This window comes from Pseudomonas atacamensis (assembly GCF_017167965.1).
Classification (GTDB): Bacteria; Pseudomonadota; Gammaproteobacteria; order Pseudomonadales; family Pseudomonadaceae; genus Aquipseudomonas; species Aquipseudomonas atacamensis.
The window spans coordinates 1363764-1390102 of sequence record NZ_CP070503.1; the positions used below are offsets into that span (position 1 = coordinate 1363764).

At 59.4% G+C, this 26339-nt stretch carries 29 protein-coding genes; 13 read left to right on the top strand and 16 right to left on the bottom strand.

The features are described from left to right. Positions 1 to 145 precede the first annotated feature (145 nt). Both ybaK and JWU58_RS06350 read left to right on the top strand, forming a co-directional pair. The gene (gene ybaK, locus JWU58_RS06345) at positions 146 to 616 is read left to right on the top strand and encodes a Cys-tRNA(Pro) deacylase (RefSeq protein WP_206421629.1); all 471 of its coding nucleotides are present in this window, start codon (positions 146 to 148) and stop codon (positions 614 to 616) included. Positions 617 to 715: 99 nt separating this feature from the next. After that, a complete protein-coding gene (locus tag JWU58_RS06350) occupies positions 716 to 1498 on the top strand; it encodes a PhzF family phenazine biosynthesis protein (protein ID WP_125917685.1) in 783 nt (260 codons plus the stop codon). Between the two features lie 120 nt (positions 1499 to 1618). Here the strand turns inward: JWU58_RS06350 and JWU58_RS06355 are convergent, their stop codons facing one another. Beyond that, complete coding sequence (locus JWU58_RS06355; protein WP_039758375.1) at positions 1619 to 2728, bottom strand: ABC transporter ATP-binding protein; 1110 nt, start codon at positions 2726 to 2728, stop codon at positions 1619 to 1621. Then, positions 2725 to 3645, bottom strand: a complete 921-nt coding sequence (gene argF, locus JWU58_RS06360) for an ornithine carbamoyltransferase (protein ID WP_024014160.1) — start codon at positions 3643 to 3645, stop codon at positions 2725 to 2727. Before argF ends, JWU58_RS06355 begins: the two co-directional genes overlap by 4 nt. A gap of 405 nt (positions 3646 to 4050) precedes the next feature. Here argF and JWU58_RS06365 point away from each other — a divergent pair, with 405 nt between their 5' ends. From JWU58_RS06365 to grxD, 3 genes are all read left to right on the top strand, one after another. Further along, entirely contained in the window at positions 4051 to 4341 is a 291-nt protein-coding gene (locus tag JWU58_RS06365) for a hypothetical protein (protein ID WP_110603264.1), read from the top strand. A gap of 135 nt (positions 4342 to 4476) precedes the next feature. Beyond that, positions 4477 to 6582, top strand: coding sequence for a molybdopterin oxidoreductase family protein (locus JWU58_RS06370; protein WP_206421630.1), 2106 nt, complete (start codon positions 4477 to 4479; stop codon positions 6580 to 6582). A 97-nt stretch (positions 6583 to 6679) separates the two neighbouring features. Beyond that, positions 6680 to 7021 carry a Grx4 family monothiol glutaredoxin gene (grxD, locus tag JWU58_RS06375; protein WP_016773402.1) on the top strand — a complete coding sequence of 114 codons (342 nt, stop codon included), beginning with the start codon at positions 6680 to 6682 and terminating at the stop codon, positions 7019 to 7021. Positions 7022 to 7222: 201 nt separating this feature from the next. Here grxD and bfr read toward each other — a convergent pair whose 3' ends face one another. Together bfr and JWU58_RS06385 are read right to left on the bottom strand one after the other, a co-directional pair. Further along, positions 7223 to 7696 carry a bacterioferritin gene (gene bfr, locus JWU58_RS06380; RefSeq protein WP_016773403.1) on the bottom strand — a complete coding sequence of 158 codons (474 nt, stop codon included), beginning with the start codon at positions 7694 to 7696 and terminating at the stop codon, positions 7223 to 7225. Between the two features lie 200 nt (positions 7697 to 7896). Then, positions 7897 to 8115 carry a bacterioferritin-associated ferredoxin gene (locus JWU58_RS06385; RefSeq protein ID WP_003227725.1) on the bottom strand — a complete coding sequence of 73 codons (219 nt, stop codon included), beginning with the start codon at positions 8113 to 8115 and terminating at the stop codon, positions 7897 to 7899. Between the two features lie 312 nt (positions 8116 to 8427). Here JWU58_RS06385 and JWU58_RS06390 point away from each other — a divergent pair, with 312 nt between their 5' ends. After that, positions 8428 to 9030: a peroxiredoxin gene (locus JWU58_RS06390; RefSeq protein ID WP_003227723.1), complete on the top strand. Its 603-nt coding sequence runs from the start codon at positions 8428 to 8430 to the stop codon at positions 9028 to 9030. A gap of 74 nt (positions 9031 to 9104) precedes the next feature. Here the strand turns inward: JWU58_RS06390 and rnt are convergent, their stop codons facing one another. Continuing rightward, the gene (rnt, locus tag JWU58_RS06395; protein ID WP_016773404.1) at positions 9105 to 9782 is read right to left on the bottom strand and encodes a ribonuclease T; all 678 of its coding nucleotides are present in this window, start codon (positions 9780 to 9782) and stop codon (positions 9105 to 9107) included. Beyond that, positions 9779 to 10825, bottom strand: a complete 1047-nt coding sequence (gene pyrC, locus JWU58_RS06400; protein ID WP_016773405.1) for a dihydroorotase — start codon at positions 10823 to 10825, stop codon at positions 9779 to 9781. Before pyrC ends, rnt begins: the two co-directional genes overlap by 4 nt. A 160-nt stretch (positions 10826 to 10985) precedes the next feature. Between pyrC and JWU58_RS06405 the strand changes: the two genes are divergently transcribed. Continuing rightward, entirely contained in the window at positions 10986 to 11900 is a 915-nt protein-coding gene (locus JWU58_RS06405) for a flagellar protein MotY (RefSeq protein ID WP_122507760.1), read from the top strand. 129 nt (positions 11901 to 12029) lie between these two features. Next, on the top strand, positions 12030 to 13247 hold the full coding sequence (locus JWU58_RS06410) for an argininosuccinate synthase (RefSeq protein WP_007953201.1): 1218 nt from the start codon (positions 12030 to 12032) through the stop codon (positions 13245 to 13247). Between the two features lie 124 nt (positions 13248 to 13371). Here JWU58_RS06410 and JWU58_RS06415 read toward each other — a convergent pair whose 3' ends face one another. Further along, positions 13372 to 14085 carry a hypothetical protein gene (locus tag JWU58_RS06415; protein WP_206421631.1) on the bottom strand — a complete coding sequence of 238 codons (714 nt, stop codon included), beginning with the start codon at positions 14083 to 14085 and terminating at the stop codon, positions 13372 to 13374. Positions 14086 to 14517: 432 nt separating this feature from the next. Between JWU58_RS06415 and JWU58_RS06420 the strand changes: the two genes are divergently transcribed. Beyond that, complete coding sequence (locus tag JWU58_RS06420) at positions 14518 to 15144, top strand: response regulator transcription factor (protein ID WP_016773408.1); 627 nt, start codon at positions 14518 to 14520, stop codon at positions 15142 to 15144. A gap of 88 nt (positions 15145 to 15232) precedes the next feature. On the opposite strand, the gene JWU58_RS06425 is transcribed toward JWU58_RS06420, so the two are convergent. The 8 genes from JWU58_RS06425 to metG form a co-directional block, all read right to left on the bottom strand. Further along, the gene (locus tag JWU58_RS06425) at positions 15233 to 15412 is read right to left on the bottom strand and encodes a PA3496 family putative envelope integrity protein (protein ID WP_041479865.1); all 180 of its coding nucleotides are present in this window, start codon (positions 15410 to 15412) and stop codon (positions 15233 to 15235) included. A 107-nt stretch (positions 15413 to 15519) separates the two neighbouring features. Next, complete coding sequence (nth, locus tag JWU58_RS06430; protein ID WP_016773410.1) at positions 15520 to 16158, bottom strand: endonuclease III; 639 nt, start codon at positions 16156 to 16158, stop codon at positions 15520 to 15522. Further along, positions 16155 to 16727, bottom strand: coding sequence for an Rnf-Nqr domain containing protein (locus JWU58_RS06435; RefSeq protein ID WP_206421632.1), 573 nt, complete (start codon positions 16725 to 16727; stop codon positions 16155 to 16157). The genes nth and JWU58_RS06435 overlap by 4 nt, the downstream gene beginning before the upstream one ends. Then, a complete protein-coding gene (locus JWU58_RS06440; RefSeq protein WP_206421633.1) occupies positions 16724 to 17329 on the bottom strand; it encodes an RnfABCDGE type electron transport complex subunit G in 606 nt (201 codons plus the stop codon). Before JWU58_RS06440 ends, JWU58_RS06435 begins: the two co-directional genes overlap by 4 nt. Continuing rightward, positions 17326 to 18309, bottom strand: a complete 984-nt coding sequence (locus tag JWU58_RS06445) for an RnfABCDGE type electron transport complex subunit D (RefSeq protein ID WP_206421634.1) — start codon at positions 18307 to 18309, stop codon at positions 17326 to 17328. Before JWU58_RS06445 ends, JWU58_RS06440 begins: the two co-directional genes overlap by 4 nt. Continuing rightward, positions 18296 to 19300, bottom strand: a complete 1005-nt coding sequence (rsxB, locus tag JWU58_RS06450) for an electron transport complex subunit RsxB (RefSeq protein ID WP_206421635.1) — start codon at positions 19298 to 19300, stop codon at positions 18296 to 18298. Before rsxB ends, JWU58_RS06445 begins: the two co-directional genes overlap by 14 nt. Continuing rightward, positions 19297 to 19866, bottom strand: a complete 570-nt coding sequence (locus JWU58_RS06455; protein ID WP_206421636.1) for an Rnf-Nqr domain containing protein — start codon at positions 19864 to 19866, stop codon at positions 19297 to 19299. The genes rsxB and JWU58_RS06455 overlap by 4 nt, the downstream gene beginning before the upstream one ends. Before the next feature lie 114 nt (positions 19867 to 19980). Continuing rightward, positions 19981 to 22032 (bottom strand): methionine--tRNA ligase, encoded by a 2052-nt coding sequence (gene metG / locus JWU58_RS06460; RefSeq protein ID WP_160768452.1) that lies wholly within the window; start codon positions 22030 to 22032, stop codon positions 19981 to 19983. A 320-nt stretch (positions 22033 to 22352) separates the two neighbouring features. Here metG and apbC point away from each other — a divergent pair, with 320 nt between their 5' ends. Beyond that, complete coding sequence (gene apbC / locus JWU58_RS06465; RefSeq protein WP_130902347.1) at positions 22353 to 23447, top strand: iron-sulfur cluster carrier protein ApbC; 1095 nt, start codon at positions 22353 to 22355, stop codon at positions 23445 to 23447. Positions 23448 to 23578: 131 nt separating this feature from the next. Here the strand turns inward: apbC and JWU58_RS06470 are convergent, their stop codons facing one another. Beyond that, complete coding sequence (locus JWU58_RS06470; protein WP_206421637.1) at positions 23579 to 24337, bottom strand: SDR family oxidoreductase; 759 nt, start codon at positions 24335 to 24337, stop codon at positions 23579 to 23581. Between the two features lie 163 nt (positions 24338 to 24500). On the opposite strand from JWU58_RS06470, the gene JWU58_RS06475 reads away from it, so the two are divergent. The 3 genes from JWU58_RS06475 to JWU58_RS06485 all read left to right on the top strand — a co-directional run bounded on the left by JWU58_RS06475 (position 24501) and on the right by JWU58_RS06485 (position 26327). Further along, positions 24501 to 25226 carry a HugZ family pyridoxamine 5'-phosphate oxidase gene (locus JWU58_RS06475; protein WP_095181796.1) on the top strand — a complete coding sequence of 242 codons (726 nt, stop codon included), beginning with the start codon at positions 24501 to 24503 and terminating at the stop codon, positions 25224 to 25226. A 71-nt stretch (positions 25227 to 25297) separates the two neighbouring features. After that, a complete protein-coding gene (locus JWU58_RS06480; RefSeq protein WP_016773418.1) occupies positions 25298 to 25774 on the top strand; it encodes an FxsA family protein in 477 nt (158 codons plus the stop codon). 259 nt (positions 25775 to 26033) lie between these two features. Then, positions 26034 to 26327: a co-chaperone GroES gene (locus JWU58_RS06485; protein ID WP_007916610.1), complete on the top strand. Its 294-nt coding sequence runs from the start codon at positions 26034 to 26036 to the stop codon at positions 26325 to 26327. Positions 26328 to 26339: the final 12 nt, after the last annotated feature.

The window sequence follows — 26339 nt, forward strand, 5'->3', positions numbered from 1 at the left end:
ATTCGCCATGTGAATGATCAGCGCGGCGATGAGCTTGAATGCAGCGCGAAGCCACGGGATTCGCGGCCTGGAATAGAGCCTTTTGCCCAACGATGACCTAGAATCGGCCGCAGGTTTTTCAAAGACTGCCGAACCCGGAGCTGCCATGACCCCAGCGTTGGACTTGTTGAAAAAAGTTCGTGCCGAACATCGCGTGCACAGTTACGAACATGATCCGAAGGCCGCGTCCTACGGGCTGGAGGCGGCGGAGAAGCTCGGGCTCGAACCAGCGCAAGTGTTCAAAACCTTGCTGGCCGCCAGTGAAAAAGGCGAACTGCTGGTGGCTGTGGTGCCGGTCGTCGGAACGCTCGACCTCAAGGGCCTGGCCCATGCCGCTGGAGTGAAAAAAGCCGAAATGGCTGATCCCGCCGCCGCGCAACGCTCCACCGGCTACCTGTTGGGCGGCATCAGCCCGCTCGCTCAGAAGAAACGCCTGCGCACCTTCATCGACAATTCCGCTCAGGAGTTTGCGACTATCTATGTGAGTGCCGGGCGGCGAGGACTTGAAGTGGAGCTGGCGCCAGCAGTATTGGCCGAGCACACCCAGGCGCAGTTCGCCGATATCGGCCGGGCGTAATAGTCGCGCCGGCTGTATGAAGAAAAAATTGCGCTTCTGTCACTGGCAGTGATCCGGCCCGCCGTTGCATGCTCGGTCGACCAATTCAGGGAGAAAATCATGCAGCTTGCGTTTCATCAGGTCGACGCGTTCAGTGATCGGCCATTCAGTGGCAACCCGGCGATGGTCTATCGGCTCGACAGCTGGCTGGCCGATGACTTGATGCAGAAGATCGCCGCCGAACACAACCTGGCGGAGACTGCGTTTCTGGTGCGCGAAGGCCAGGCCTGGCATATCCGCTGGTTCACCCCGACCACCGAAGTGCCGCTGTGCGGGCATGCGACCCTGGCCAGCGCGTTTGTACTGTTCGAAATCTATAAGGAAAGTGCCGAGCGCATCGACTTCACCTGCAAGTCCGGGCCGCTGAGTGTCAGCCGCGAAGCCGGCCGGCTATGGCTGAATTTCCCGACCATCGTGCCTTCGGAAATCGGCGTGACGCTGGATGTCGAGCGGGCGCTCGGTGTCGAGGCGGTTGATGTGCTCGGCTCCAACGAGCTATTCGTGGTGCTGGACTCGGAACAGGCCGTGCTCGACTGCCAACCGGACATGGCGGCGCTGGCGAAACTGCCGTGGCTGGGGGCGATTGTCACTGCGCGCGGCAACCAGCATGACTTCGTCTCGCGCTATTTCGCCCCGGCCATCGGTATCAATGAAGACCCGGTGACCGGCTCGACCCATTGCAGCCTGATTCCGTACTGGGCCAAACGTCTGGGCAAATCGAACCTGACCGCGTGCCAGCGCTCGGCGCGGGGCGGGGAGTTGTTCTGTCGGCTGGAAGGTGAGCGAGTGAAGATTGGCGGCAATGCGACGCTGGTGGCCAGCGGTACCCTGTTTTTAGGCTGAGGCAATACCAACTGTGGGAGCGAGCCTGCTCGCGAAAGCGCTCTTTCAGTCAACATCTTCGGCGACTGAAACACCGCATTCGCGAGCAGGCTCGCTCCCACAATTTTTATCCAGTGCAGATCAGAGGCTGGTGCTGAATCGACGGACGCCGTTTTCCACCGCCGGAATCTGTGCCGCAGTGCTCCCCGAAGCCTGGAACAGCACCAGGTGATCCGCCGCTACGCGAATCCCGACCTGCGCGCCAACCAGATGATCGGCATGGCTGGGGAAGATCGATTCCAGCTGCGCGCCGGTCGGCAGTTGCAGGCGATACAAGGTCGCCGCGCCGAGGAATGTCTTGCCGACAATCTGCGCCTGCAACGCGCTGTCCGGCGCGTAAACAATGTCATCCGGACGCAACAGCACATCCACCGCGCCGCCAATCGGCCAGGTGTAAGCACGATTACCGCGCAGTTCACCGAGTTCGGTCTGCACCGACTCCGGACTGACGAGTTGGCCGCGAATGAAATAACCCTGACCGATGAAACTGGCGACATACGGCGTCGCCGGTTCGTGGTAGAGGTTGTAGGGAGTGTCCCACTGTTCCAGCCGACCTTCCTTGAACACGCCAACGTGATCGCTGACGGCAAAGGCTTCTTCCTGATCGTGGGTGACCAGAATCGCACTGGTGCCACGGGCCTTGAGGATGTCGCGCACCTCATGGCTGAGCTTGCGGCGCAACTCGCCATCGAGGTTGGAAAACGGCTCGTCGAGCAGCAACAGCTGCGGTTCCGGCGCCAAGGCGCGGGCGAGAGCGACGCGCTGTTGCTGGCCGCCGGACAGCTCGTGCGGAAAGCGCTTGCCGAGGTTTTTCAGGTTGACCAGTTCCAGCAGCTCTTCGACCACGCGCGCCTTGTTCGGGTGCTTGCGGATGCCGAAGGCGATGTTGTCGGCCACGCTCAGGTGCGGGAACAGCGCGTAGTCCTGAAACACCATGCCGATCCGGCGTTTCTCCGGCGCCAGGGTGAAACCGGCGCTGGAGAGGGTTTCGCCACCGAGGGTGATTTCGCCTTCATGCACCGGTTCGAAACCGGCGATGGCGCGCAGGGTGGTGGTCTTGCCGCAGCCGGACGAGCCGAGCAGGCAGCCGATGTCGCCGGCGTTGAGGTGCAGATTGAGGTTCTGCACCACGCGTTGATCTTGGTAGCCGCAAGCGAGGTTGCGCAGGTTCAGCAGTAATTCATGGCTCATGCGTGGTGATATGCCGGTTCGACGAGGAACTCGAGCAGGGCCTTCTGTGCGTGGAGACGGTTTTCTGCCTGATCCCAGGCGACTGAGCGCGGGTCATCGAGCAGGTCGAGACTGATTTCTTCGCCACGGTGCGCCGGCAGGCAGTGCATGAACAGCACGTCCTCGGCAGCGAGGTCGAGCAGGGCACGGTTGACCTGAAACGGCGCGAACAGCTTGAGGCGCTTGGCAGTTTCCTCTTCCTGACCCATCGAAGTCCAGACGTCGGTGCTGACCAGATGCGCGCCACGCACGGCGTCTTGCGGATCGCGGACGATGGTCACGCGATCACCAGCCTGGGCGACGAACTCCGGGTTCGGCTCGTAGCCTTCCGGGCAGGCAACGCGCAATTGGAAGTCGAACTGGATCGCCGCTTCTATATAGCTGTTGCACATGTTGTTGCCGTCACCGATCCAGGCCACGGTCTTGCCCTGGATCGAGCCACGGTGTTCGAGGAAGGTCTGCATGTCGGCGAGCAACTGGCACGGGTGCAGATCATCGGACAGGCCGTTGATTACCGGCACCCGCGAGTTGGCGGCGAATTCGGTCAGGGTGCTATGGGCGAAGGTACGGATCATCACCGCATCGAGCATGCTCGACATGACGATGGCGCAATCGCTGATGGGCTCGCCACGGCCCAGTTGGGTATCGCGCGGGGACAGGAAGATTGCCTGGCCGCCGAGCTGGATCATGCCGGCCTCGAAGGAGATCCGGGTCCGGGTCGAGGATTTTTCAAAAATCATCCCCAGCACGCGGTTTTTCAGAGGCTCGAACAGTACGCCGCGGTTACGCAGGTCCTTGAGCTCAACGCCTCGACGGATCACGCTGACCAGCTCTTCGGGCGTGCAATCCATCAGGGAGAGAAAGTGCCTTGCGCTCATCATTGACTACCTTTTTGCTACAGACCGCAGATGCTCAAAGCCTTGTTTAACGGAACAACGGGCGAGACCTGCGGCGTAAGCCGCACGGGGCGACGAAATAGGGGAAGGCGCGATATTGACACTAAATGTCGCGTTTTTCCAATAGGGTACTTTTTCAGCGGGATTCGGAGCGCGGACCGAGCATTTCGATCACGCATTTTGAAGCCGGGTCCAGTGCAGCAGCGAGCCTCTTTGTACACTGGCCCCGCCGCGCTTGGCAATGCGCCGCGACGGCATCGCAGCTGTCCTGGTCGGTTTGCGAGTGCTGCGCCACGGATTCGCTTGGTCGGATGTTCAGACTGAAACATTTGCTAAAGCAAAGTGCTGGGTTATAAATAAGTTTCGAGCGACGCAGGAAGCCTCCGCATGGAATCGAAAGAACAACTGTTAATGGAGCTGCTGGGCCACACGGCTCGCTCCCTGACCCATCTCACCGCGTCAGTCACCTCGATGTCTTTCGAGTTGCTGCGCAGTGACGACGAAGTGGTCAAATCCGCCGGTCGACACATGATCGATCGCATGGCCACCATCAGCGCCGGGCTTGATGAGCACTGGCGTTTGATCGGCGAGCTCACCGGCGTCCACATCGCCCATGAGCAGATAGAAACCATCCAGGAAATCCAGCTGGCGGCACCGCCGCAGTTGCCGCCGAACTGATCGCGGCGATTTATCGGCTGTCCTGATAACCGTCGATTCACAAGACGAACGTCGCTGGCGCCGTCTCTGCGCACGGGCCATAGTTTTGTTCCCGCGGGCGTGATTGCCTGCTCCCGAACAAGACAGAGACTGGCCATGACCAAGACTCTTCACCACCGTGCATGTCACCTGTGCGAAGCCATTTGCGGCCTGACCATCGAAACCACGGAAACCGATGGCAACGTCGCGATCACCTCGATCAAGGGTGATGCCCTCGACACTTTCAGCCGCGGCCATATCTGCCCGAAAGCCGTGGCCCTGCAAGATATCCAGAACGATCCCGATCGCCTGCGTCAGCCGATGCGCCGCGTCGGCAGCGAATGGCTGCCGATCGAGTGGGACGAGGCGTTTGCGCTGGTGGCCGAGAAACTCGCGGCGATTCAGGAACGTCACGGGCAGAACGCCGTTGCGGTGTATCAGGGCAATCCGAGCGTGCACAACTACGGCCTGATGACCCACAGCAATTACTTCCTGGGGTTGCTGAAAACCCGCAATCGCTACTCGGCAACGTCGGTCGATCAACTGCCACACCACCTCAGCAGCTATCTGATGTATGGCCACGGTTTGCTGTTACCGATTCCGGACATCGATCACACCGATTTCATGCTGATCCTCGGCGGCAATCCGCTGGCGTCCAACGGCAGCATCATGACCGTGCCGGACGTCGAGAAGCGCCTGAAGGCGATTCAGGCGCGCGGCGGCAAAGTGGTGGTAGTCGATCCGCGCCGCAGCGAAACCGCAGCGATGGCTGATCAGCACGTGTTCGTCCGCCCGGGCGGCGATGCGGCGCTGTTGTTCGGCATGCTCAATACGCTGTTCAGCGAAGGCCTGACCCGCGACAGCCATTTGCCGGTCGATGGCCTCGACGAGGTGCGCAACGCCGTGGCTGCGTTTAGCGCCGAAGCGATGAGCCCGCTCTGCGCAGTGCCGGCCGAGCAGATTCGCCAACTGGCGCGCGACTTCGCTGCCGCACCGAGTGCGGTCTGCTACGGGCGCATGGGCGTCTCGACCCAGGCCTTCGGCACCCTCTGTCATTGGGTGGTGCAGTTGATCAATCTGGTCACCGGCAACCTCGACCGCGTTGGCGGTGCACTGTGCACCGAACCGGCGGTGGATCTGGTGGCGTCGACCTCGGGCGGGCATTTCAACAAATGGCAGAGCCGGGTTTCCGGGCGTCCTGAATACGGCGGCGAGTTGCCGGTCTCGGCACTGGCCGAAGAGATGCTCACGGAGGGCGAGGGGCAGATCCGCGCGCTGATCACTGTGGCCGGCAACCCGGTGTTGTCGACACCCAACGGCCGGCAGCTGGAGCAGGCGCTGGACGGCCTCGACTTCATGCTCAGCATCGACCTGTACATCAACGAAACCACGCGCTATGCCGATCTGATCCTGCCGTCGACCTCGGCGCTGGAAAACGATCACTACGACACCACGTTCAATCTGTTCGCGGTGCGTAACGTCACCCGCTTCAATCGCGCCATCCTCGGCAAGCCCGAGGGGGCTTTGCATGATTGGGAGATCTTCGTCGGGCTGGCCAAGGCCTTCGCCGAGAAAACCGGTAAAGAACTGAAACCGACGATGCCGCCGGCGAAGATGATCGACATGGGCCTGCGCATGGGCCGCTACGGCGATGCGTCCGAGCACAAGCTGTCGCTGGCGACGCTGTTCGATCATCCGCACGGTATTGATCTGGGGGCGCTGAAGCCGAATCTGGCGTCACGTCTGAAAACGCCGAATCAGCGTATCCAGGCTGCACCGCCGGAAATTCTCGCCGACCTCGCACGCTTTGCCGCGTTGCAGGCGCCGGCAGCCGATGAATTGTTGATGATCGGTCGCCGCCATGTACGCAGCAACAATTCGTGGATGCACAATTTTCATCGGCTGGTGAAAGGCAAGCCACGGCATCAGTTGCTGATGCACCCGGATGACCTGGCCAGCCGTGGTCTGGCTGATGGGCAACGGGTTCGGGTGAGTTCGCGGGTCGGGCAGATCGAGGTGGAAGTGCTCGCCAGTCTCGACATGATGAAAGGCGTGGTCAGCCTGCCGCACGGCTGGGGCCATGCGCGCCCGGGCGTGCAGATGGCGATCGCCAGCGGCCAGCCGGGATCGAGCGCCAACGACCTGACCGATGAGTGCCAGCTCGACGAACTGTCGGGCAACGCGGCGTTGAACGGTGTGCCGGTGACCGTGGCGGCGGCCTGAGTGGGTCTGTCGGGGAGACCGAGCATGGCGCTCGGGATTCCGTTACAATGCGCCACCGTGCCGACCTCTGAGTCGGAAAGTTCAGCCGAGGTGCTCCATGGATATCATCGAAACGATTAAAGAGCAGATTGCCAACAACACCATTCTGCTTTACATGAAAGGCTCGCCGAATGCCCCGCAGTGCGGCTTCTCCGCAAAAGCTGCGCAAGCCGTGATGGCCTGTGGTGAAAAGTTCGCGTACGTGGACATCCTGCAGAACCCGGAAATCCGCGCCAACCTGCCAAAATACGCCAACTGGCCGACTTTCCCGCAACTGTGGGTCGGCGGTGAGCTGGTCGGCGGCAGTGACATCATGACCGAGATGGCTGCAGACGGTTCGCTGCAAAGCACCATCAAGGCGGCTGTGGAAGCGGCAGCGGCGAACAAGTCCGAAGCCTGATTCTACTTTCATATAGTTTCGCCCGACGACGCGTCTCCTGTAGGAGCTGTCGAGTGAAACGAGGCTGCGATCTTTTGATCTTCGGCCAACAAAAAGCCCCGCACCTCGAAAGAGGGCGGGGCTTTTTGTTGGTTATACGAGTTGACTGAGTATCAAGGCTGAAATCGATAAAGATCGCAGCCTCGTTTCACTCGACAGCTCCTACTCTTCGCCCATCTGCGACTGCAGATAGTTTTCCAGGCCGATCTTGTCGATCAGGCCGAGCTGGGTTTCCAGCCAGTCGATGTGTTCTTCTTCCGACTCGAGAATGTCTTCGAGCAGTTCACGGCTGCCGAAGTCGCCAACGGTTTCGCAATGGGCGATGGCGGCTTTCAGATCGGCGTGGCCGGTCTTTTCGATGCGCAGGTCGCATTCGAGCATCTCGCGGGTGTGCTCGCCGATGTGCAGCTTACCCAAGTCCTGAACGTTCGGCAGGCCTTCAAGGAACAGGATGCGCTTGATCAGCTTGTCCGCGTGTTTCATCTCGTCGATGGATTCGTGGTATTCGTGCTTGCCGAGCTTATTCAGACCCCAATCTTCATACATGCGCGCATGCAGGAAGTACTGATTGATCGCGACCAGCTCATTGGCGAGGATCTTGTTGAGATGCTGGATGACTGTAATGTCGCCTTTCATGATCGGAGTCCTGCCCTGTATTAACCGTATATAAGGCGGAGTTTGAGCTTGGCAGTTATAAGTGTCAAACCTAAGTTATTGAATAATAAATGAAAATTAATCGGAATAAGAATGTTTGTGTTCCGCGTCTGGACGCTAAGCAATTGATTTTCAGGCATAAAAAAACCGGACATCTAGTCCGGTTCTTTGAAATGGGGCATTTACGCAGCAGTAAATTCTACCGGGTAAGGGATCGCGGCCTGGGCGGTTTGCAGCTTGGTCAGGGTTTCGCGCACCACTTCCTTGGCAAGGCAGGCGCATTTGCCACACTGGCTGGCGACGCCGGTGGCCTGGCGAACTTCTTTGTAGCTGCAGCAACCTTCATAGATCGCTTCGCGGATCTGTCCGTCGGTGACGCCAGTGCAGAGGCAAACATACATAAGTAAGAACCGTCGCTGGTTGTGACTCAATTGCGATGGATCTTAATGTTAACGAGAATGATTGTCAAAGTGCTTTCGGAACGCTTCGCAGCCAATTTCCCGGCGACTGACGAACGGTATTTTCCAAATGCGCGTCTGACCCCATGAATACGCAGTGGATAACCGAACAGGGAAAATCCGTTACGGACAGGCCAAACACGCAGTGTATGATGGTCGTCCCTTGCGAAGAGGGTTCGTGTCACAGGGCTGTCGCCTGAGGGGGACAGGCTGGCCCGGACCCTGAACTTCAAGTTTCTACACCAGGAGATATCAATGAGCGTACTCGTAGGCAAACAAGCCCCAGACTTCACCGTCCCGGCCGTACTCGGCAATGGCGAGATCGTTGACAGCTTCACCCTGTCCTCGGCCATCAAAGGCAAATACGGCCTGGTGTTCTTCTACCCGCTGGACTTCACCTTCGTCTGCCCGTCCGAGCTGATCGCTTTGGACAACCGCATGGCTGACTTCAAGGCGCGCAACGTTGAAGTGATCGCTGTGTCGATCGACTCGCACTTCACTCACAACGCCTGGCGCAACACTCCAGTGAACAATGGCGGCATCGGTCAGGTGAAATACACCATGGCTGCCGACATGAAGCACGACATCGCCAAGGCATACGACGTTGAATCCGAAGGCGGCGTGGCTTTCCGTGGCGCGTTCCTGATCGACGACAAAGGCGTGGTTCGCTCGCAGATCATCAACGACCTGCCGCTGGGCCGTAACATGGAAGAGCTGATCCGTCTGGTCGACGCGCTGCAATTCCACGAAGAGCACGGCGAAGTCTGCCCGGCCAACTGGAAGAAAGGCGACAAAGGCATGAACGCTTCGCCGGAAGGCGTTGCGGCTTACCTGACCGAGAACGCTGCGGCCCTGTAAGGCGCAACGTCGAGGTACAAAAAAACCGGCCCACGTGGCCGGTTTTTTCATGCGCGGGATTTGCTCGCCGACGATCAGTCGTCGAAGTCTTCCCAGCCGCCCATCTGCTTCCAGCGATTGACGATGCCGCAGAACAGCTCAGCGGTCTTTTCGGTGTCGTAACGCGCCGAGTGCGCTTCACGACCGTCGAAATCGATGCCGGCCGCCTGACAGGCTTTCGCCAGCACGGTCTGACCATACGCCAGACCCGCCAGGGTCGCGGTGTCGAAACTGGAGAACGGGTGGAACGGGTTGCGCTTCATGTCCAGGCGCGCAACTGCGGCGTTGAGGAAGCCCAGGTCGAAACTGCTGTTGTGCCCGACCAGAATTGCCCGCTTGCAGCCGTTGGCTTTCAACGCCTTGCGGATCCCACGGAAGATGTCGGTCAGCGCGGTTTCTTCGCTGACGGCCATGCGCAGCGGATGATCGAGCTTGATCCCGGTGAACTCCAGCGCTGCCGCTTCAACGTTGGCGCCTTCGAATGGCTCGACGCGGAAGAAGTAGGTGTGATCCGGGTAGACGAAACCCTTTTCATCCATGGCGATGGTGGTCGCGGCAATCTCCAGCAAGGCATCGGTGGCTGCGTTGAAGCCACCGGTTTCTACGTCGACGACAACCGGCAGGTAGCCGCGAAAACGCGCTGCCATCGGATGACGGGAACCGCCGCCGCCACCTTGACCGTCCAGTTCATCGTCGAAATTGTCTTCACTCACGCGTGTTCCTCCAGCAGGCGCCAGCGCAGTTTTTCACCGGCGCGCAGCGGGATAACGGTCAGCTCGCCAAATGGCAGACTGGTCGGGGCGGTCCATTCTTCACGGACCAGGGTGATGCGATCGGTATTTGCCGGCAGGCCGTAGAAACGCGGGCCGTTGAGGCTGGCGAAGGCTTCGAGCTTGTCCAGCGCGTTACGCTGTTCGAACGCTTCGGCATACATCTCGATGGCGGCGTAAGCGGTGTAGCAACCGGCGCAACCGCAGGCGGCTTCCTTGGCGTGCTGGGCGTGGGGCGCCGAGTCGGTGCCGAGGAAGAACTTGGCGCTGCCGCTGGTGGCGGCGTCGAGCAAGGCTTCCTGATGGGTGTTGCGCTTGAGAATCGGCAAGCAGTAGAAGTGCGGCCGAATCCCGCCGACCAGCATGTGGTTGCGGTTGTACAGCAGGTGATGCGCGGTGATGGTCGCGCCAACGTTGGCCGAAGCCTCGTTGACGAACTGCACGGCGTCGCCGGTGGTGATGTGTTCGAACACCACTTTCAGCGTCGGGAAACGCTCGACCACGCGGCGCATGTGCTCGTCGATGAAAATCTTTTCGCGGTCGAATACATCGACGTCGCCACGGGTGACCTCACCGTGGATCAACAGCGGCATGCCGACTTCGGCCATGGCTTCCAGCGCCGGGAAGATCTTGTCGATGCTGGTCACGCCGGAATCGGAGTTGGTGGTCGCGCCGGCCGGGTACAGCTTGGCGGCGTAGACGAAACCGCTGGCCTTGGCCTGACGAATTTCTTCCGGTTGGGTGCGGTCGGTGAGGTACAGCACCATCAACGGCTCGAACTGACTGCCGGCCGGGCGGGCAGCGAGAATGCGCTGACGATAGCCGTCGGCTTCAGCGGCGTTGCGCACCGGCGGTACCAGGTTCGGCATGATGATCGCGCGCCCGAAGGTGCGGGCCACATCGGCAACGGTATTGGTCAACACGGCACCATCGCGAAGATGAATGTGCCAGTCGTCGGGACGCAGCAGGGTCAGGCGGTCGGACATGAGGGGATTCCAGGCGGGTCAAACTGAGGCGAATGCTACCGGAAAAGACTCTTGCAGGCACCCGCTATCAAGTTTTGCCACGAGCGTCCGATATCCCGGAGGTATGCCGTAAACATTGTGTGAATCGGTGTTTGTGTTTCACAAGCCAATGGAGCCTCCCGTGCGCCAGCGTTATTTAGCCCTGCTCAGTGTGTTTGCCAGCCTTCCCGCGATGGCGCTGACTTACCAGACCCGTCTGGAGAACATTGAGTGGACGGTCGCCGGCGACCAGTTCGAATGCCGCCTGACCCAGCCGATTACCGATTTCGGCTCGGGCGAGTTCGTGCGCAAGGCCGGTGAACAGGCGATCTTTCGCCTGAATGCCTACAACGCCATGCTTGGCGGCGGTTCGGCGACTTTGCTCGCTGCCGCTGCACCTTGGCAGCCAGGGCGTGGCGACATCAATCTGGGCTCTGTGCGTCTGGGCAGCGGCAATGTGTTGTTCAACAGCTCGCAATCCCAGGCCGGGGGATTGATCAGCGGTCTGCTGGACGGTCGCAGCCCGGTGGTACGTCGTGCGTCTGGCGATGGCCGCGTCTCCGAAGTGCGTTTGTTGCCGGTGAAATTCAGCAAGGCGTTCAACGACTATCAAGGCTGTGTGGCGAAATTGCTGCCGCAGAATTTCGACCAGATCAAGCAGTCGCAGATCGGCTTCCCCGGCGAAGGCGTTGAGCTGGACCCGGCTGCCAAGGCCAAGCTGCAAGTGATGCTCGAATACATGAAGGCCGACCCGACGGTGAACCACATTGACCTCGACGGCCATTCCGACAACAGCGGCAATCGTCTGACCAACCGCGAATTGTCGCGCCGCCGCGCGCTGGCGGTGGTGGATTTCTTCAAGGCCAACGGCATTCAGGAATCGCAGATCACCGTGCGTTTCCACGGCGAGCAGTATCCGATCGTGCCCAACACCAGCAAGGCCAATCGTGCGAAGAACCGTCGGGTCAACGTGAAATTGTCGCGCGTCGCACCGACTACCGCCCCGGCTCCGGCGCCGCAAGCGGGTACGCCAGCCACCGCCGCAACGACTTCCTGACTCGCCGGTCATCGTCGCGCTCTCGACAGATTCTGTCGCTTTGTCGTCTTAAGCTGTCGCGCCTCTGTAAATTATCGCGTTTGAGCGGTAGACTCCCCCGCTTTCCGTAGAACCCCGTGGAGTGATGGCATGGCGGACGTAAACAAGGTCGTTCTGGCGTATTCCGGCGGCCTGGACACTTCGGTGATCCTCAAGTGGCTGCAGGATACTTATAACTGTGAAGTGGTGACCTTCACCGCTGATCTCGGTCAAGGCGAAGAGGTCGAGCCGGCCCGCGCCAAGGCTCAGGCCATGGGCGTCAAAGAAATCTACATCGATGACCTGCGCGAAGAATTCGTGCGTGATTTCGTGTTCCCGATGTTCCGCGCCAACACCGTTTACGAAGGCGAGTACCTGCTGGGTACTTCCATCGCCCGTCCGCTGATCGCCAAGCGCCTGATCGAAATTGCCAACGAAACCGGCGCCGACGCCATTTCCCATGGCGCCACCGGCAAGGGCAACGACCAGGTGCGTTTCGAACTGGGCGCCTACGCGCTCAAGCCAGGCGTAAAAGTTATTGCCCCTTGGCGCGAGTGGGACCTGCTGTCCCGCGAGAAGCTGATGGACTACGCCGAGAAGCACGCGATCCCGATCGAACGCCATGGCAAGAAAAAATCTCCATACTCGATGGACGCCAACCTGCTGCACATCTCTTATGAAGGCGGCGTGCTGGAAGACACCTGGACCGAGCACGAAGAAGACATGTGGCGCTGGACCGTCTCCCCGGAGAAGGCTCCCGACACCCCGCAGTACCTGGAACTGACCTACCGCAACGGCGACATCGTCGCGCTGGACGGCGTCGAAATGACCCCGGCCACCGTACTGGCGACGCTGAACAAGATCGGCGGCGAGCACGGCATCGGTCGTCTCGACATCGTCGAAAACCGTTATGTCGGCATGAAGTCCCGTGGCTGCTACGAAACCCCGGGCGGCACCATCATGCTGCGCGCTCACCGCGCCATCGAATCGATCACTCTGGACCGCGAAGTCGCTCACCTCAAAGACGAGCTGATGCCCAAGTACGCCAGCCTGATCTACACCGGTTACTGGTGGAGCCCTGAGCGTCTGATGCTGCAACAGATGATCGATGCTTCGCAGGTCAACGTGAACGGCGTAGTGCGCCTGAAGCTGTACAAGGGCAACGTCATCGTCACCGGTCGCAAGTCCGATGATTCGCTGTTCGACGCCAACATCGCCACCTTCGAAGAAGACGGCGGCGCTTACAATCAGGCCGATGCGGCGGGCTTCATCAAGCTCAACGCGCTGCGCATGCGCATTGCTGCCAACAAGGGCCGCAAGTTGTTCTGAGTGGCTCAGACCCACGCGCAATAAAAAAGGCGGCCAGTTCAGGGCCGCCTTTTTTTTCGGAATTTTCATCGGGTTCATCAAGCCGTTTCTCTTGTCTGCCCGCTTGCGGGATGTGCCACGCCTGTCAGCTGGTTCGCCCCAGCAGGCTAACTGTCTGTGTGCACAGGTTGTAAACGACACACAGTGTTGCACCTGAGCTTTTCTTCGCCTGTTTGATCTGTTGCAGCGAAGTATGCGCCAGAGAGTCCGAAACATGATTCGTTAGAAAAACCAGCACTCGCGGATTTTTTTTACCGGCGCTCCGAAGAGTGTCGAGAATCGCATCGAACTCCCTGGACGCATCAACGTCCCGGGCGTCGATGATGTTCAGTTCGCTTATCAGCGGTGACAGTTTGATCGTCTGCACCACGGGGTTCGCTTGGCCATCAATATCGGTTGGTGGGTCAGGCGCGTTGTGAATCCTGCATGGACGCTGGAATCCGCCGCTCCCAGTGTTGCTGGACACCACGCAGCTGGTTATCTCGAAAGCGCACGATCCATCGGTTTTTCGCAACGGTACTTTTCGTTCGCTGTCGCGTTCCGAATGTTCAGCCGCCTTCAGGAAATTTTTGTCCTTGCCGAAATCCGAGGGCGAGTAGAGCGAGCGGTGGTTGAAGTTGAGCGTGATAAAAAAAAGAAATAACAAGTAAAACGGAAAGCTGATCAGAAACCAGACATAAATCTCCCGGTCCTTGTTGTCGAGAAATGGCAGCGATACCGCCGCTGAAGTTTCCGAAATAATGGCGAATATCGCGATGACTGTCATTGGGTTAGTGATCTTGTTCGTTATCTTGAGCATGATTCAAGTTCTATGCTGTTTGTTTGAGGTTGAATATTTCTATATATAGCAAAAGCCTTCATTGAAGTTTCAGGCTGTTGTTTCAAGTTTTATAGAAGGGCTGCCGGTGCGTCGAATATGCAGTAGCGGCGGTTCGTTACGTCATATGCCGAATCGGCAGCCGGCAGAAGTGGTCCAGGAAATTTCAAATGGCTCGGTTGGAATTCGGAGCTGCGTAGGACGTGTGCGCAGTAAACGGAAATTCGTTGCGGCCTTGAAGGACGGGAAGCAATTGCGATGGATGCGACGGGACCTATTTGTGGGAATTATCCTCAATGCCTGTAGGGAATGTCTCTCGATGCAAATGCGTGTAAAAGTTGCCATCCCTTGAAGCAAGTGACTGGGATATCGTGCGTGTTCTAAAAATTCGAACAGCGAAAACTGGACTTGCCCATGAATAAAGTGCTGATCGTGGATGACCACCCCGTCATTCGACTTGCGGTACGTATGCTGATGGAACGGCATGGCTACGAAGTCATTGCAGAAACGGATAATGGCGTTGATGCACTACAAATTGCTCGTGAACAAATACCGGATCTTGTCATTCTGGATATTGGAATACCCAAACTCGACGGACTGGAAGTTATTGCGCGCCTGACCTCCACTGCCATGCCGGTGAAAGTGCTGGTGCTGACTTCCCAGGCTCCCGGGCATTTTTCAATGCGTTGCATGCAATCGGGCGCAGCGGGTTACGTGTGCAAACAGCAGGATCTGACTGAATTGCTCAGTGCGATCAAGGCAGTTCTGTCCGGCTACAGTTATTTCCCCAATCAGGCGCTGCACACTGTGCGTACCAGTCTGGGCAATGCGAGCGAAGCAGACATGGTGGATCGTCTGTCCGGCCGGGAAATGATGGTGTTGCAGCAATTGGCGCGCGGCAAGACCAACAAGGAAATTGCTGATGGCATGTTCTTGAGCAACAAGACTGTGAGCACATACAAGACTCGTCTGTTGCTGAAACTCAATGCGCGTTCTCTGGTTGATCTGATCGAGCTGGCGCAGCGTAACGGCCTGGTTTGAACTATTCGACAGCTGAGAACGTCATGGGCCGATCAAGCTCGGTTGTCGCAGAAAATGAAAAGCCTCCGTCTCGGGAGGCCTTCAGATATCACAGATCATAATCGTAGTCGGCCAATTGCCTTTGCAGTCGGCGCTCCTCAAGCAGGTTGTCGATTGTGCGACGCTTGCTAAGGTTGGTCTTGGCCACTTCAACCACCGGTTCGACCTCATCGGCGTCGGTGGCAATAAGATCTTCTTCTACATCCAGTTGCTCTGTGTCGGTACTCATGAAGTCAACTCCCGGCTAAGACTGCCTTTGGCGCTCCTTATATCGACATTACTGCGGCGGGTAAAAAAGATTTTTTCAATCGATGGATGCGAAAAACCGATGACCGCTCAATCGTCGGAAGTTTTGTGTTTGTATTCGCACAAGTCTTCGATGCGGCAGCTGCCGCAGCGCGGTTTACGCGCCAGGCACACATAACGACCGTGCAAAATCAGCCAGTGATGAGAGTCGAGCAGGAATTCTTTCGGTACAAACTTCATCAACTTCATTTCAACTTCCACCACATTTTTCCCCGGCGCGATGCCGGTGCGATTGCTGACGCGGAAAATGTGCGTGTCGACCGCCATGGTCAATTGACGGAAAGCGGTGTTGAGCACCACGTTGGCGGTCTTGCGTCCGACGCCCGGCAGGGCTTCCAGTTCTTCCCGGGTTTGCGGGACTTCACCGCCATGACGCTCAACCAGCAGACGGCAGGTTTCGATGACGTTTTTCGCCTTGCTGTTGTAGAGGCCGATGGTCTTAATGTACTCGGACAGCCCCTCGACACCCAGCGCATGAATAGCGGCGGGTGTATTGGCGACGGGAAAGAGTTTGGCAGTCGCCTTGTTGACGCCGACATCGGTGGACTGCGCCGAAAGAATCACCGCAATCAGCAGCTCGAACGGCGAAGAGTAGGCCAGTTCGGTTTTCGGCTCGGGATTGTCTTCGTGCAGTCGGCGAAATATCTCAAGACGTTTTGCAGCATTCATGGGCGATGCGTTTCCTTGATGACAGAGTTGCGGCGTGTCCACGCCTGACGGGCGGCGAGAAGCAGGCCCAGTAAAACGAAAGCGCCGGGAACCAGCGTAAACAGATGCAGCCCCTCGGGGAACAAAACCAGACCTTGCCAATGCTCCGAAAGACCTCGGCCAAGGCTGCCATAACCGATGATCTCGCGCAGCCCGCCCACCACCAGCATGAGCGCGCCGAACAAGGCGCAGCGTTTGAAGCTGACAGCGACGGGCTCGCGGAAGGCACCGTGGTATTCAAGCACGACGCAGTGCAAGGCGATCAGCCCTATGTAGAGCCCAGATGTTTGCTGCCATGGCAAAAACCAGCGTTGCGCCACAATATCCGCGCAACTGTTCAGCGTCGCAGCAAGCGTCAGGCTGGCGAGCAACGCACGGGTGCCCGTCAGGCGTTCGCGCAGCGGCGACATGCAAACGGCAAAAACGCCGAGCACCGCGCCGAGCATCAAGGTTATCCCCAGTGCAGCGCTGAGTGTTTGTGTGGCGCCCAATAGCGGCACCAGCATCAATAAACCTACCGTGCGTTTCATGAGCCAGTTCCTAACAGCAACGCCCGATGCTCATCGAAATAACGCAGTGCGTCATGAATCGCGTTGATGGCGGCACGGGAGGTAATGGTCGCGCCAGCGATTTGATCGAACTGCCCCTGATTCTTTTTCAGCGCCCAACCGGCGTCAGTCGGCTCGGTACGAGATTTGCCGAGGAAGGTCTGAAGCCAGGCATTCGGCCATTCACCGATGTGACCACCCAATCCTGGCGTTTCGCGCTGCTCAAGGGTTTTCACGCCTAGAACTCTGCCGTTTGCATCGATGGCAATCAGCAGTTCCAGAGTACCTGCGTAACCTTCGCTGCGACTGCGCAACAGCACCGCGACTGTCTGACCGGAGCGGGTCGCTCGATAGCCGCCCGACAGCGTGCTATGGCGCAAAGCAGGCTCGGCGAGCGTCAGCGGTTGCTCCAGCGGCTGATTGTCGTAGAGCGCGTCAGGAATGACATCGAGCAGTTGGCGGCTTTCGAGCAAGCGCTGTTCGCTGGCAATCTGCGGTGCACTGCTGCGCTGCAGCACGTATGTCGCGCTCGCGCCAATGAGTGCCAGCAGCACCAGGGTCGCGACACTTGCTGAGCGGTTCATGTGCTCACCGGCAGATGGCGGCTGGCGGCGAAGCGCTCCAGCGTCGGCACCAGCAGATTCATCAGCAACACCGCAAACGCGACGCCGTCCGGGTAACCACCCCAAGTGCGAATCAGATAGGTGAGCAAGCCGACGCCAATGCCGAACAGCAGGCGGGCGAGGGCGCTTTTCGCGCCGGACACAGGTTCGGTCACGATAAAAAATGCACCGAGCATGGTCGCGCCGCTGAGCAGATGAAACAGCGGCGAACCATGGGAATCGGACCCCGATCCGTTCCAGCACAACAGGCTGATGACTAACAGACTGGCGAGCATCCCCACCGGTGCGTGCCAGGAGAAGATCCGCCGCTGCAACAGCAGCAGGCCGCCGAGCAGAAACGCCAGATTCACCCATTCCACACCGCGCCCGCCGAAGCGGCCGAAGGCCGGGTTGCTGGCGAACAGCTCATCGATGGTCAGGCTTTTATTGATGCGCAGACTGTCCAGTGCCGTGGCCTGCGCCCAGGCGTCCGGTGCTGGAGCCGGGTTGAAAACCTGTTGCAACGCCGAGGGGAAATCGAGGCCATGACCGGGCCAATGCGTCATCGCTTGCGGAAACAGCACCATGCTCAGGGCAAAGCCAAGCATTGCCGGGTTGAACGGGTTTTTACCAACCCCGCCGTACAAGTGCTTGCCGAACAACAAGCCTGAAACGGTCGCCGTGACGGTCAGCCACCAAGGGCAATAAGCCGGCAGCGCAACGGCCAGCAACATTGCACTGACCAGCGCGCTGCCATCACGCAGTGCCGCTTGCACCGCTTGCCGACGCAGGTGGGCGACCCCGGCTTCGACGAGCAAGGCACTGGCAACCGCCAACAGCAGATTGATCAACACGCCCCAGCCATACAGCCAGAACAAAGCGAGCAGCCCCGGTAGCGCTGCGAGCAGCACGGTATTCATCGCCTGTTGCAGGCGATCGTCCGCTGCCTCAAGGGGTGGCATGGTCTTGCACCTGGCGCTCGGCGTCAGTCACGGCTTGCTCCAGTGCTGCGATCTGCTCCGGCGCAGCCTCCGCTGCCTGGGCTTTTTTCAACTCGGCGCGGCGCATGGCCAGTTGAATCTTCGCCCGTTTCAACTCCGCGTCGTTGCTCGGAGCAGGGACGGCGGGAATCACCGGTTGGCTGCTTTCCAGATTCGCCAGCGCGTGCTCGGCGGCTTCGAATTGTTGCTGCAGGACGATCAGTTGCGACTGCTGTTCGAACGTCGGCGGATGGCCGAAAGCTTTCAGCGATTTATGCAACTGAGCCCGACTCATCGCCATATCGACCTTGGCCTTCTTCAGCGCCGCATCGGCGTTCGCGGCTTTTTGTGCGCGCACCCGCTCAAGTGCAGCCTGCACCGGATCGGCGGTCGAGACTTGCGGTTGTGCCGCACGCGCGGCTCGCGCTTCACGTTCGGCCTGCTTTTGCTGTTCTTCACGCAGCAGGCGCTGATTGCGGCGCTCGAAACGCTGGCGCGCGTGGTCACGTTTGATCGCGCGGGCGCGCTGTTCTTCGAGATCAAATGCGAGACCGCCAACCACTGGGATCGTATTCGCAGGCAAAGGATGCATTTCGATGCAGTCGACCGGGCACGGCGCAACGCACAGATCACAACCGGTGCACTCGTCGATCAGCACCGTGTGCATGAGTTTTGCCGCGCCGACGATGGCGTCGACCGGGCAGGCCTGAATGCACTTGGTGCAGCCGATGCATTCGGCCTCGCGGATGAAGGCGACTTGCGGCGGTGCCGGGCCACGGCTGATGTCCAGTTCCAGGACCGGTATTTTCAACAGCTCGGCCAGGGCAGCGATGGTTTCTCCGCCGCCCGGCGGGCACTTGTTGATCGGCTCGCCGTCAATAATGCCTTGCGCATAGGGTTTGCATCCGGGATGGCCGCACTTGCCGCATTGGGTCTGCGGCAGCAGGGCATCGATGCGTTGAAGCAGACTCATGTTTTGATCAATCCACTGAATCCGAGAAAAATCACTGCGATCAGTCCGGCGCTGATCAGGTCGATCGGCAGGCCGCGAAAGGGCAGGGGAATATCGTTGTCGGCCGTGCGCTCGCGCAGGTCGCAGAACACGCTCAACACCAGCCAGAAACCCAGCCCGGCGCCGAGACTCAATGCTGTCGCGTGCAGCAGGCCTTGATCATTTTGCGCATTGATCAACGCGAGCCCGAGTACGCCGGCATTGCCCAGCAGCAGCGGCCACAATCCGTCGAACGGCCAATCCGGCAGCCCGCGCGCCAGCAGTTTCAGCAGCGGCGCGATCAACAACACACTCAACGGCAGAAACACGAACAGGCGCAGCGCTTCAAGCTGCAACGGCAGCAGTATCCACTGCCAGATCGCCTGACCAATAACGCTGACTACCAGCATCAGGCACAACGTCGCCAATCCCAGCGCATGTACCTGGCGTCGGCTGCCCGCCAGCAGCGGAGCGACGCCCAGCGGCCAGTGCAACACGAAATTGTTGAGCAGCGCAGCACTGATCAGCGTTAACACGAGTTCGGTCATGGTTCTGCCAGCGAAACGGGCGGGTGTCTCTTAAGGGTAGGCACTATCGGGCCAGATATGAAAAATCCCACCGGCATGCAGAGCACGTCGGTGGGATCGTTTTGCGGCAACGTCTTACTTGATGCGCTGACCTGGCTTGGCGCCGCTGTCCGGGCTCAGCAGGTAGATCTCTTCACCGCCGGGGCCGGCTGCCATCACCATGCCTTCGGAAATACCGAACTTCATTTTCCGTGGCTTGAGGTTGGCGATCATCATGGTCAGGCGACCGTCAAGTTTGGACGGGTCCGGATACGCGCTCTTGATCCCGGAGAACACGTTGCGTTGCTCGTCACCGATGTCGAGGGTCAGGCGCAGCAGCTTGTCCGCGCCTTCGACGTGTTCGGCCTTTACGATCAAAGCGACGCGCAAATCGATGGCGGCAAAGGCGTCGAAATCGATTTCCGGCGACAGCGGATCCTTGGCCAGTTCGCCGTTGCCCGCAGGGGCGGCTGCACCAGTGTCGGTCTGGCTGGCGGTCAGGTCTTCCTTGGAGGCGTCGGTCATGGCTTGCACTTTTACCGGGTCGATGCGGGTCATCAACGGTTTGAATTCGTTGAGCTGGTGGTTGGCCAGCAGGGTGGTGTGGTCATTCCAGGTCAGCGGCGCGACGTTGAGGAACGCCTCGGCATCAGCGGCCAGCAGCGGCAGTACCGGTTTGAGGAAGATCACCAACTGACGGAACAGGTTGATGCCGGTGGCGCAGATCGCCTGGACTTCATCCTGCTTGCCTTCCTGCTTGTTCAACGACCACGGCGCCTTGTCGGCGATCCACGCGTTGGCGCGGTCAGCCAGGGCCATGATTTCACGCATCGCGCGGGCAAAATCGCGGGCCTCGTAAGCGTCGGCAATGCTCGGCGCGGCGGCGAGGAAGGCCTCGGTCAGCTCCGGCGCGGCATTGTTGTCGACCAGCAGTCCGCCGTTGCCTTTGTGGATAAATCCGGCGCAACGGCTGGCGATGTTGACCACTTTGCCGACCAGGTCGGAGTTGACCTTCTGCACGAAGTCTTCGAGGTTCAGATCGAGGTCATCGACGCCACGGCCCAGCTTGGCTGCGTAGTAATAGCGCAGGTATTCCGGCGACAGATGATCCAGATAAGTGCGGGCCTTGATGAAGGTGCCGCGCGACTTGGACATTTTCTGACCATTGACGGTCAGGTAGCCGTGCACGTTGATGCCGGTCGGCTTGCGGTAGCCGGCGCCTTCGAGCATGGCTGGCCAGAACAGCGCGTGGAAATTGACGATGTCCTTGCCGATGAAGTGGTACAGCTCGGCAGTCGAATCCTTGCCCCAGAACGCGTCGAAGTCCAGCTCCGGCGTGCGGTTGCAGAGGTTCTTGAAGCTGGCCATGTAACCGATCGGCGCATCCAGCCACACGTAGAAATACTTGCCCGGTTCGCCCGGAATCTCGAAGCCGAAATACGGCGCATCGCGGGAAATGTCCCACTGCTGCAGGCCGGCATCCAGCCATTCGGCGATCTTGTTGGCCACGGCGTCCTGCAGGGTGCCGCTGCGGGTCCAGGTCTGCAGCATTTGCTGGAAGTCTGGCAGTTTGAAGAAGAAGTGCTGGGAATCCTTGAGCACCGGGGTGGCGCCGGAGATCGCTGACTTCGGATCCTTCAGGTCGGTCGGTGCGTAGGTCGCGCCGCATTTTTCGCAGTTGTCGCCGTACTGGTCTTCGGTGCCGCATTTCGGGCAGGTGCCCTTGATGAAGCGGTCGGCCAGGAACATTTTCTTTTCCGGGTCGAAATACTGGGTGATCGAGCGCTGGGCGATGTGCCCGGCGTCACGCAGCTTGAGGTAGATCTGGCTCGACAGCTCACGGTTTTCTTCGGCGTGAGTGGAGTGAAAATTGTCGAAATCGACGAGGAAGTCGGCAAAGTCGGCGCTGTGTTCAGCCTGCACGTTGGCGATCAGTTGTTCCGGGGTGATGCCTTCCTTTTCCGCGCGCAGCATGATCGCCGAACCGTGGGCGTCGTCGGCGCAGACATAGATGCATTGGTTGCCGCGATGCTTCTGGAAGCGCACCCACATATCGGTCTGGATGTATTCCAGCATGTGGCCAAGGTGGATCGAACCGTTGGCGTAGGGCAGGGCGCTGGTGACGAGGATCTTGCGTGGCTCGGACATGGGGCTTCGCTACTTGATGAAACGGAGGTCGGCCACTATAAAGCGCCGGCGCATATTTTTCACCCCTGCGCCACTGGGTACTTTGAGAGCTCGTGTGGTGAGGGGATTTATCCCCGTTCGGCTGCGCAGCAGTCGTGGATATCGTTACACACGCAGCTCCTGACGTACCGGGGGCGGAAGTTTTGGGGCGGCTGCGCAGTCCAACGGGGATAAATCCCCTCACCACAGTGGCTTTTCAGCGCAAGTAATCTGTTCGCCTCAAATCGGTGTCCAGCGTACGATAGCCGCCATTCTTTCCAGTCTTGTTATCGGAGTTGCCCATGAGCGCCGTCACTCGCGCAGCGGTGGAAGCCGTCCTCAGCCAATACACCGACCCCTACCTGAACCAGGATCCGGTCAGCGCCGGGTGCGTGAAAAACATCGAGATCATCGGTGACCGCGTCAATGTGCAGCTGGAAATCGGCTACGCCGCCGGACTGTTCAAGAGCGGCTGGGCGCAATTGCTGCAACTGGCCATCGAAAACCTCGACGGCGTGGTCATCGCCCGCGTCGAGGTCACCAGCGTGATCGCCGCGCACAAGGCCCAGGCGCAGATTCCGGGACTGGCCAACGTCAAGAACGTCGTCGCCGTCGCGTCCGGCAAGGGCGGCGTGGGCAAATCCACCACCGCTGCCAACCTCGCGCTGGCGCTGGCCCGTGAAGGCGCCAAAGTCGGCATCCTCGACGCCGATATCTACGGCCCGAGTCAGGGCATCATGTTCGGCATCCCCGAGCGCACCCGTCCTGAGGTCAAGGATCAGAAGTGGTTCGTGCCGCTCAAGGCCCACGGTGTGGAAGTCATGTCGATGGCGTTCCTGACCGACGACAACACGCCGATGGTCTGGCGCGGGCCGATGGTTTCCGGGGCGCTGCTGCAGTTGGTTACGCAAACCGCGTGGGGCGATCTGGATTATCTGGTCATCGACATGCCGCCAGGCACCGGCGACATTCAACTGACTCTGGCGCAGAAAGTCCCGGTGGCCGGTGCGGTGATCGTCACTACGCCGCAGGACCTGGCGCTGCTCGACGCACGCAAAGGCGTGGAAATGTTCCGCAAGGTCAACATTCCGGTGCTGGGCGTGGTGGAAAACATGGCGGTGCACATCTGCTCGAACTGCGGGCATGCCGAACATCTGTTCGGTGAAGGCGGCGGCGAGAAGCTGGCCACCCAGTACGGCGTCGAACTGCTGGCCTCGCTGCCGCTGTCGATGCTGATCCGCGAACAGGCCGATGGCGGCAAGCCAACCGTGATCGCCGAGCCGGACAGCCAGATTGCCATGGTCTATCAGGAACTGGCCCGCCACGTCGGTGCGCGGATCGTGTTGCAGGAAGCGGCCACGCCGGCGATACCGAATATCACCATCAGCGACGATTGATCCATCGGCAGCGCTGAAAAAACTGTGGGAGCGAGCCTGCTCGCGAAAGCGGTAGATCAGACAACCAATGGGTTGAATGACACACCGCATTCGCGAGCAGGCTCGCTCCCACATTTGTTTCAGGGTGACAGTCAGATCCGCAAGCCGCCATCCATCTCCAGAATCCGCCCGGTGTAGTAGTCGTTCTCGAAGATATACGCCGCCGAATGGGCGATCTCTTCGGGCTTGCCCATGCGCTTGAGCGGAATCCCCGACGTCATCTTCTCCAGCGCTTCCGGCTTCATGCCCAAAGTCATTTCGGTTTCGATGAAGCCCGGCGCAATGCCCGCGACGCGAATGCCGTAACGCGCCAGCTCCTTCGCCCAGGTCACGGTCGCCGCCGCGACGCCAGCCTTGGCTGCGGAATAGTTGGTCTGGCCGACGTTGCCCGCACGGGAGATCGACGAAATGTTGATGATCGCACCGCTGTTCTTCAGCTCGACCATCTTCGCTGCGACTTCACGGGTGCAGAGGAACACGCCGGTCAGGTTGACGTCGATCACCGCCTGCCACTGCGCCAGGCTCATCTTGGTCATCTCACCGTCCTTGACCTTCAGCAGCAGACCATCGCGCAAAATGCCAGCGTTGTTGATCAGGCCGTGGATGGCGCCGAAGTCTTCCGCCACTTGCGCAACCATGTGCTCGACCTGTTCTTCATTGGCGACGTTGCACAGGTAGCTGCGCGCTTCGAAACCCTTGGCTTTACAGGCGGCCACGGCGTCGTCGAGTTTTTCCTGATTCAGATCGACCAGGGCCAGTTTCGCGCCCTTGCCGGCGAAATACTCGGCCATGGAACGGCCCAAACCCTGGCAACCGCCGGTGATAATGATTACTTTGTCGTTGAGTTGCATTCGCATGTCCCGCTGGCAGGTCTGAGTTGTTTTTGTTGTCGGCAACGCTCGATCGGCACCGGTCAGGCCTGGTTGCACACGAACATTTGCCCGATGCGCGCCGGTTACTTTTCGCTGCGCGCCTGTCCGTTTTCTAGACGGAACCCATTTAAGGAGTCACAAATTGAGCGCTGAAGTGGCGAAGAATGCCCGAGAATTGCTTCTCAAGGAATACCGTGGAGTGCTGTCGACCCACTCCAAATCGATGCCGGGTTTTCCCTTTGGCTCGGTTGTGCCGTATTGCCTGGACGAGCAGGGCCGGCCGCTGATCCTGATCAGCCGCATCGCGCAGCACACGCATAACCTGCAGAAAGATCCGAAGTGTTCGATGCTGGTGGGCGAGCGCGAGGCCGACGATGTGCAGGCGGTCGGGCGGCTGACTTATCTGGCCGAAGCGCAGAAGCTCGCAGAACCGGCAGCGATCGAGGCTGCCGCCGAGCGCTATTACCGCTATTTCCCCGACTCGCAGAATTATCACCAAGCCCACGATTTCGATTTCTGGGTGCTCGATCCGGTGCGCCATCGCTACATCGGCGGCTTTGGCGCGATCCACTGGATCGACGATCTGACCTTGGCCAACCCGTTCGCCGGCAAGGCGGAAATCAGCATGGTCGAGCACATGAACAGCGATCACGCCAAGGCCATTGCCCATTACGTCGAGCTGGCCGGGCTGCCCAACAGCACGCCGGCGCAACTGGCCGGCATCGACAGCGAGGGCATGCACCTGCGCATCGGTCAGGCCGTCTACTGGTTGCCCTTCGCGGCGCCATGTAATACGCCGACACAAGTGCGCGAGGCCTTGGTTTCTCTGGCTCACGCCCAGTCCTGGCCGAAAAAAGCGCAAAGTTAAGCTTGAATTCACGCAAGGGCGACGTCATCTAAGGCTTACTGCAAGGCATTTCTTGCGTTGAGGAAACTTTGATGCGCCCTTTTCTGTTGCTCTTTCTGCTGTTTCCAGTGCTGGAGCTGTTCGTATTCGTCAAAGTGGCAGGCTCTATCGGGTTCTTCCCGGCCCTGCTGCTGATCATTCTCGGCTCGATGTTCGGTGTGTTCGTGCTGCGCGTCGCCGGTCTGGCCACCGCATTGCGTGCCCGGGAAAGCCTGAATCGCGGCGAATTGCCCGCGCAGACCATGCTCGAAGGCCTGATGCTGGCACTGGCCGGCGGCCTGTTGATCATTCCCGGCTTCATCAGTGACGTGGTCGGTCTGGTGATGCTGTTGCCGGTCACCCGTCGTCTGCTGGCGAACAAGATGCGCCAGCGCGCTGAAGACCAGGCGATGCGCCAGCGTGCCTTCGCCGACGACCTGCAACCCCGTGGCGGCCCCGCCCCGCGCGAGCCGCTCGGTCGGGAGCCGAATGTGATCGAAGGCGAGTTCGAACACCGCGACAACAAGTGATATCAGCATCGACACGGCACCTGCGGGTGCCGTGCTCGTTTATGGCTGTTATTTGCCGTGTCTGGATGAAAAATTTTTTCCGCCAGCCCTTGTAATCGGCTTGTACGCCCCTATGTATCGGTCACCGAAAGGTTTCCGGTATTCAAACCGGACAGACTTGCGCGGTTCGCTCGACGGACCGCAACCGGCGCAGGCCGGATTCGTTAAACCCGCCGGGACTACACCGGCCGATGAAAACCACAATTAGGAGAGATCGACAATGAAGCTTCGTCCTCTGCATGACCGCGTCGTCATCCGTCGCAGCGAAGAAGAAAAGAAAACCGCTGGCGGTATCGTCCTGCCAGGTTCGGCTGCTGAAAAAGCCAACCACGGTGTGATTCTCGCTGTAGGCCCGGGCAAAGCTCTGGAAAACGGTGAAGTGCGTGCACTGTCCGTGAAGGAAGGCGACAAGGTTGTGTTCGGTCCTTACTCCGGCAGCAACACTGTGAAAGTCGATGGCGAAGACCTGCTGGTAATGAGCGAGAACGAAATCCTCGCGGTTATCGAAGGCTGATATCCCCGTTCA